We start from the raw sequence: 6,346 nt of genomic DNA on the forward strand, positions 1-6,346 counted from the left end.
CGGGCGCGAGGCGGCATGGAGCGGCCATGGCCGACGATCCGCACGCCTTATTCGAGGAATGGTTCGCCGAGGCGCGGCTCGCCGAGCCGAACGACCCGGAGACGATGACGCTGGCCACCGCCGACGCCGCTGGGGCACCCTCGGCGCGGGCGGTGCTGCTCAAGGGCCACGACGAACGCGGCTTCGTCTTCTACACCAACGGCGAGAGCCGCAAGGGTGACGAGCTTGCGGCCAATCCGCGAGCCGCCTTGCTCTTCCACTGGAAATCACTGCGCCGCCAGGTGCGGATCGAGGGGCCGGTAGCGCGAGTCAGCCCGGCCGAGGCAGACGCCTATTTCGCCACGCGGGGCCGCGAATCTCAGCTCGGCGCCTGGGCCTCCGACCAGTCGCGGCCGATGGCAAGCCGCGACTCCTTCGAGGCGCGCTACCAGGCGCTCGTCGTGGAATATGAAGGGCGAGAGGTGCCGCGCCCGCCTTATTGGCACGGCTATCGCGTGCAGCCGGAGCGGATTGAGTTCTGGATCGACCGCGCCCACCGGCTGCACGAACGGCGGCTGTTCGTCCGCGAGGGCGAAGAGTGGACCGAAGGCCTGCTTTACCCGTGACCGGCGCCGCGGGCCCGGACCGCGCGACCCTGACCGCGCGCGCGGCCTATGCGAGCCTTTCCATCGCCCTCTTCCTGCTCGCGCTGAAGATCTGGGCGGCCTGGACGACCGGATCGGTGGCGATGCTCGGCTCGCTCGCCGACACCGCGCTCGACGTGATCGCCTCGCTCGTCACTCTGTTCGGGGTGCGCATCGCCGCCATGCCCGCCGACCACGAGCACCGTTTCGGCCACGGCAAGGCGGAAGCGCTGGCGGCTTTGGTTCAGGTCGGCATCATCACCGTCTCGGCGGTTGGCATCGGCTGGCGCGCCGCCGCCCGGCTGATCGAGGGCGCGCGCACCACCGAGGCGGAGACCGGTATCGCCGTCTCGCTACTGGCGATCGTCGCGACTCTGGCGCTGATCGCCTACCAGAAGAGCGTGATCCGCCGCACCGGCTCGGTGGCGATCCGCACCGATCGGCTCCATTACCAGAGCGACCTTTTGCTCAACCTCGCGGTGATCGGGGCGCTGGCGCTCGACCAATATCTCGGCTTCGGCGCGGCCGATCCGCTTTTCGGGATCGCGATCGCGCTGTGGCTGCTCTGGGGCGCCTGGCGTGCCTCGGCCCATGCAGTCGACCAATTGATGGATAAGGAATGGCCGGACGAGCGGCGGCGGCGTTTCGTCGAAATCGCCGCGCGCCACCCCGAAGGGCGCGGCATCCACGATCTGCGCACCCGATCGAGCGGGACTCACGATTTCGCGCAGTTTCACATCTGGGTGCGCCCCGAAATGAGCGTGTCGCGCGCGCACGACGTCATGGAGGAGATCGAGGCGGAGCTGGCGCGCGAGTTTCCGGATGTCGAGGTGCTGATCCATCTCGATCCGGAAGGCCAGGTCGACCAGCCCGGCAATCCGCTGGCCGAGACCGACGAGACGAAAGGACTGATCCCGTGACCGAATATCGCCTCGTCCAGGTCGATGCCTTCGCCGACCGGCCATTCACCGGCAACCCGGCTGCGGTGATGCCGCTCGACGAATGGCTCCCCGACGAGACCCTTCAGGCGATCGCGATGGAGAACAATCTCAGCGAAACCGCCTTCACCGTCCCGGCGACGGAAGGCGACGCCGATTACGAATTGCGCTGGTTCACGCCGACCACCGAGGTCGCGCTTTGCGGGCACGCCAGCCTCGCCAGCGGCCACGTCCTGATCGATGGCGAAAGGGTGCGCTTCCGCACCCGCAAGGCCGGCAAATTGGAGGTGCGGCGAGATGGGGCCGCCCTGGCGCTCGATCTGCCGGTGACCCTGGTCCGGCCGGCAACGCACGAGACCCTGCTTGACGTTGTCGGCACGCCGGATGCCGAGCTTTTCGTCTCCTATCAAGGGGCCGAGGCCACCGCGATCGTGCTGCTCAACGACGAGGCGGCGGTACGCGCCTGCGCGCCGGACATGAGCCGGCTGCGTCACATCGAGTTGATGGTGATCGCCACCGCGCCCGGCGACGCCCACGACGTGGTCGCGCGGGTCTTCGTCCCCGCCTGGGGCGTCGACGAGGACCCGGTCACCGGCTCCGCCTTCGGCGCGCTGACGCCGTTCTGGGCCGAACGCCTCGGCCGCGACGGTTTTACCGGCTATCAGGCCAGCCGGCGCGGCGGCCACGTCCACTGCCGCCTCGCCGGCGCCCGCGCCATATTGGGCGGGCGCTGCGTCACCGTGATCGAAGGCGTGATGCGCCTTTAGGTCGTTTCGTCGCTGCCATGGAATCGTTCGCCGCAAATCCACGGGCGCGGGATTCCCATCTTTTCAAATTCGGTAAAGAATCGAAACGCTTGGGGTCCGGCGCGGGGAGGCGCCGCTTATGCTCAATATCCTGGTCGTCGAGGACGAGCCGCTCTTCGCCGAGACGTTGCGTCACCTGATCGAGCTCAATCCGCTCTACGTCGTCACCGACGTCGCCGAGGACAGCGCCGGCGCGCTGGCGGCCGCGGCCACGAGGCGTCCGGACCTCGCCCTCGTCGACCTCCAGCTCGCTCATGGCTCGACCGGTTTTTCGGTCGCCGCCAAGCTGGCCGAGATGGGCGTGGCCTGTCTGTTCACCAGTGGCAAGGCTCCGAGCTTCCCGATCCCGGACCTCGCTCTGGGCTGCCTGGTCAAGCCGTTCAGCGAGGAGGATCTGGTCCGCGCGCTGAAGGCGGCCGAGGACATCATCCGCGGCCGCGAGCGGCTTCGTCCGAGCCGGCCCGGAAATCTGCGCCTCTACGCGGAGGAGAGCGCGGCGGTCGAGACGATAGCGGCCGCGCCTATTCCGCCTCGGTCGAGCGCGCGGCGGCGGCTGCGGGACCGGCTGGGTCGCCTCTTTCGCGGACTGCAGCGGCCTAGGCCGAGGCGAGCGGGCTGAAGGTCAGCTCGAGCACGACGGTGGCCCCGCGATAGACGTCCTCGGGTAGACGCAGCGGCGCGCAGCTCAGCACGGACTGGATCGCGGCCCGCGCCATGCGGTCGGCATAGGCCTGGTTGCCGGGGCCGATCCCCTCCTGAAAGACGACCATCGGAATGCCGCCCAGCGTCCCGTCCGGCGTGACCCGGACGCGCACCCGTGTGACGATCTGCCGCCCGGCCGTGCTCACCCGCGGCGCCCGGTAGCAGCGGCGGACCTGGCTCGCGGCGCTGTCCAGCGCCGCGCGCATCACCGGATGATTGAGCGGCAGCGGCGGGCGATAGCGCGCCTGCTGCGACACGCAGCCCACCAGCAACAGCGCCGAAATCGCCCAGAGCCTCACCATCCGGACAGGACCATCGTCCCTCCTCCCGAGCCCATCTCTGTTCCTAGCGCGTTGGCGGCCGATCTCAAAATCACCGCGGCCGCCAATCGCAGCAATCGGAGCAGATTGACTTCGCGACAGCAGGGGCGTAACGGCACGCTCCCTTCGGCACACGGCCGAAACGACGGAGAAAGATGTGATCGATTCCGACCTAAGGATCGGCTGTCATCGCGCCTCCGTCCCGAGCTCGCCCAAGCGCTGACGCGCTTTCGCCGGGTCTCGGGACCCGGCGCGATCAAACGGCCGCCGCAAATTGAAACCGGCCGTGTCTGGGCAGAGGCCTTCGCACGGCCATGGCAGGTGAGTCATGGGCGAGAGGCTTTTGGCGCAGCGCCTCATCCGGTTGCTGCGCGACACCACTGGACGGACCAGCCGGACGGGGCTGGCGCTGCTCGATTGGGCCGTGGACCAACGCGATTGGCTGTGGCCGGGAATCGCTTTCGCGGACGACGCAGGCGCGCCGCCCGAGGGCGGCTGGCTGAGCCGGTTTGGCGGCTCGGGCGAGACGCTCTGTTGGGAGCGGCTGCCCGCGCTCGCCGAGGCGATCGACACGCGCGAGGCGGAGCCAGCTTTGTTCGGCTGCGTCGACACCGTGGCCGAGCTGCTGGTGCTCGACCCGTTCGAGCGCGAGGTGCTCCGCGTCGTCGCAGCCTTCGATCGGCTGCCGCGCCTCGCCGCCTTCCGTTCGCGCCTGTTCGGCAGCGGCGAGGATCTGCCGGCTCTCGTCGGTCGTCTCGCCGGCGCCGAGCCGGGCGAGGCGGCGCGTCGCGTGCGGCGCTCGGCCCCGGTCGCGCTCGGCCTGCTCTTCGCGGGCGACGGCGACTATGGCGCCGGCGGACAGGATCTCGGCATCGACTGGCGGTTCGGCCGTGTGCTCGACGCGGGCCTGACCGACCCCGATCGGCTGATCGACGCACTGGCGGGTATCCGCCAGTCGGCGACGCTCGCGCCCGACGACTTCGCCGATCAGCGTGAGGCGTTCGCGCTGCTCGCGCGGCTGCTGGCGGCGGCGCTCGCGCGCGGCTCGGCGGGAGTCAATGTGCTGCTTTACGGTCCGCCCGGCACGGGCAAGACCGAGCTCGCGCGGACGCTCGCTGCCGAGGTCGGGGCGACGCTTTATGCGGTCGGCGAGGAGGTCGAGGGCGAGGAGCCTTCGCGCTCCGATCGCCTGTCGGCGTTGAAGCGCGCCGAGCGCCTGCTCGCGCGACGGGGCGGGTCCCTCCTTCTCTTCGACGAAATGGAGGACCTGTTCCACGAGGCCAGCCTCTTCGCGGGGCAGAGCACGCGCCGGACCTCGTCCAAGATTTTCGTCAACCGCTTGCTCGAGGGCAACCGGGTGCCGACGATCTGGACGAGCAACGCGATCGACGCGATCGATCCCGCCCACCTCCGCCGGATGAGCTACATCCTGCGGATGGGCTACCCGAACCCACGGGCGCGGGCGCGCATCGTCGCGCGCGTGGCCGAGGCGGAAGGCGTGGCCGAGGCGGGATCGGGGCTCGACCGGCTGCTGCCGGAGGCCGAGAGCATGGCGGGCGTGGCGCGCGCCGCGCTGCGGGCGGCCGCCCTCACCGGGGGCGGCGCCGCGGACGCGGAGGCGGTCGGCCGCTCGCTCGTGCTCGGCTTGCGCGGCGGGCGGGCGCTGCCGCCGGCGCCGGCGGGCGCGGTCGACCTCGATCTCTACGAGGCCGATCCGCCGGTTGCGGAGCTGGTTGGGCGGATCGCTACGCCTGGCGCGCCAACGGACGTCTCGCTACTCCTCACCGGTCCGCCGGGGACGGGAAAGACGGCGCTCGCGGCCTGCCTGGCCGAGCGGTTCGACCGGCCGCTGACGGTGGTCCGCGCTTCCGATCTGCTCTCCCCCTGGGTGGGCGAGACGGAGGCGAAGATCGCCCAGGCCTTCGCCGAGGCGCGCGAGCGGGGCGCGGTGCTGCTGTTCGACGAGGCGGATTCGCTCCTCCTCGACCGGGCGGACGCAACGCGCTCGTGGGAGGTCAGCAGGGTGAACGAGATGCTCACATGGATGGACCTCCACCCGCTTCCGTTCGTCGCGGCGACCAACTTCGCCCGGCGGCTCGATCCGGCGACGCTTCGACGCTTCGTCTTCAAGATCGAGCTCAAGACGCTGTCGCCGGCGCTGGCGGTGCGGGCCTTCGCTCGCTTCTTCAGCACCCAGCCGCCGGCGGGGCTGGCGCGGATCGCGGGGCTGACGCCCGGCGACTTCGCGGTGGTCGCGCGGCAGCTGCGCTTCGGTGGCGGGGCCAGCCCGGCGGATATCCTCGGTCTCCTCGAAGCCGAGGCGCGCGCGAAGCCGGAGCCAGCCGGACCGATCGGCTTTTGAGAAGGAAGGGCGGCGGCCTGGCTGCCGCCCTTCCGGATCAGCCCGGCACCTGCGCCTTGGGCGGCAAGGGGAAGAGGGTGACGAAACGGGCCGCAAGGGCGCGGTCGCCTTCGAGCCTGAGCGCGCCTTCGTCCTCCAGCGCCTCGAGCGGGACGCCACCATAGACGGCGGCGGCGACCGCGCCGGCGTCGGCCGTAACGATAAGGTCGGGATCGTCGGCGGCGCCGCGCCGGGCATCGATCGCGCCGTCGGCGATGCGCAGCGTGTAGGTCTCCCCGCGTAGGCGGAACAGGATCGTCGCGTTCAGACCCTTGAGGAGAGCGGGCTGGCCCATTGCCTGAAAGCTCAGCATCAGGGACACCGCGCTCAGGTGCTGGCGCGGATCGTGGCCCGGCGAGCGGGTCGCCCAGCGGCCCAGCGCGCCCATCAGCGGCTTCGCCTGATAGCCCCATTCGGTGAGCTCGTAGACCTGGACCGACGCCGGCGGCGGGAGCTGCCGCCGCACGAGGATGCCGGCCCTTTCCAGCCCCTCGAGCCGCTGGGTGAGCACATTGGCGCTGATTCCGGGCAGGTCGGCGCGCAAGTCACGAAAGCG

7 protein-coding genes are annotated in these 6,346 nt (G+C 70.6%); 5 read left to right on the plus strand and 2 right to left on the minus strand.

Features of this window, described 5'->3' with window-relative positions; all coding sequences use genetic code 11:
• Window positions 1–26: 26 nt before the first annotated feature.
• From pdxH to ACT4N8_RS04585, 4 genes are all read left to right on the plus strand, one after another.
• Window positions 27–605 (plus strand): pyridoxamine 5'-phosphate oxidase, encoded by a 579-nt coding sequence (gene pdxH, locus ACT4N8_RS04570; RefSeq protein WP_444856951.1) that lies wholly within the window; start codon window positions 27–29, stop codon window positions 603–605.
• Window positions 602–1,543 carry a cation diffusion facilitator family transporter gene (locus ACT4N8_RS04575; protein WP_444856952.1) on the plus strand — a complete coding sequence of 314 codons (942 nt, stop codon included), beginning with the start codon at window positions 602–604 and terminating at the stop codon, window positions 1,541–1,543. The genes pdxH and ACT4N8_RS04575 overlap by 4 nt, the downstream gene beginning before the upstream one ends.
• Window positions 1,540–2,328 carry a PhzF family phenazine biosynthesis protein gene (locus ACT4N8_RS04580; RefSeq protein WP_444856953.1) on the plus strand — a complete coding sequence of 263 codons (789 nt, stop codon included), beginning with the start codon at window positions 1,540–1,542 and terminating at the stop codon, window positions 2,326–2,328. Before ACT4N8_RS04575 ends, ACT4N8_RS04580 begins: the two co-directional genes overlap by 4 nt.
• A gap of 118 nt (window positions 2,329–2,446) precedes the next feature.
• Window positions 2,447–2,986: a LytR/AlgR family response regulator transcription factor gene (locus tag ACT4N8_RS04585; protein ID WP_444856954.1), complete on the plus strand. Its 540-nt coding sequence runs from the start codon at window positions 2,447–2,449 to the stop codon at window positions 2,984–2,986.
• Here the strand turns inward: ACT4N8_RS04585 and ACT4N8_RS04590 are convergent.
• Complete coding sequence (locus tag ACT4N8_RS04590) at window positions 2,964–3,371, minus strand: hypothetical protein (RefSeq protein ID WP_444856955.1); 408 nt, start codon at window positions 3,369–3,371, stop codon at window positions 2,964–2,966. The two genes, ACT4N8_RS04585 and ACT4N8_RS04590, sit on opposite strands and share 23 nt — an antisense overlap.
• A 346-nt stretch (window positions 3,372–3,717) precedes the next feature.
• Between ACT4N8_RS04590 and ACT4N8_RS04595 the strand changes: the two genes are divergently transcribed.
• The gene (locus ACT4N8_RS04595; RefSeq protein WP_444856956.1) at window positions 3,718–5,751 is read left to right on the plus strand and encodes an AAA family ATPase; all 2,034 of its coding nucleotides are present in this window, start codon (window positions 3,718–3,720) and stop codon (window positions 5,749–5,751) included.
• Window positions 5,752–5,788: 37 nt separating this feature from the next.
• Here ACT4N8_RS04595 and ACT4N8_RS04600 read toward each other — a convergent pair.
• A partial coding sequence (locus tag ACT4N8_RS04600; protein WP_444856957.1) for a winged helix-turn-helix transcriptional regulator occupies window positions 5,789–6,346 on the minus strand: 558 nt, incomplete at its 5' end.

This window comes from Sphingosinicella sp., assembly GCF_052387495.1.
Classification (GTDB): domain Bacteria; phylum Pseudomonadota; class Alphaproteobacteria; order Sphingomonadales; family Sphingomonadaceae; genus Allosphingosinicella.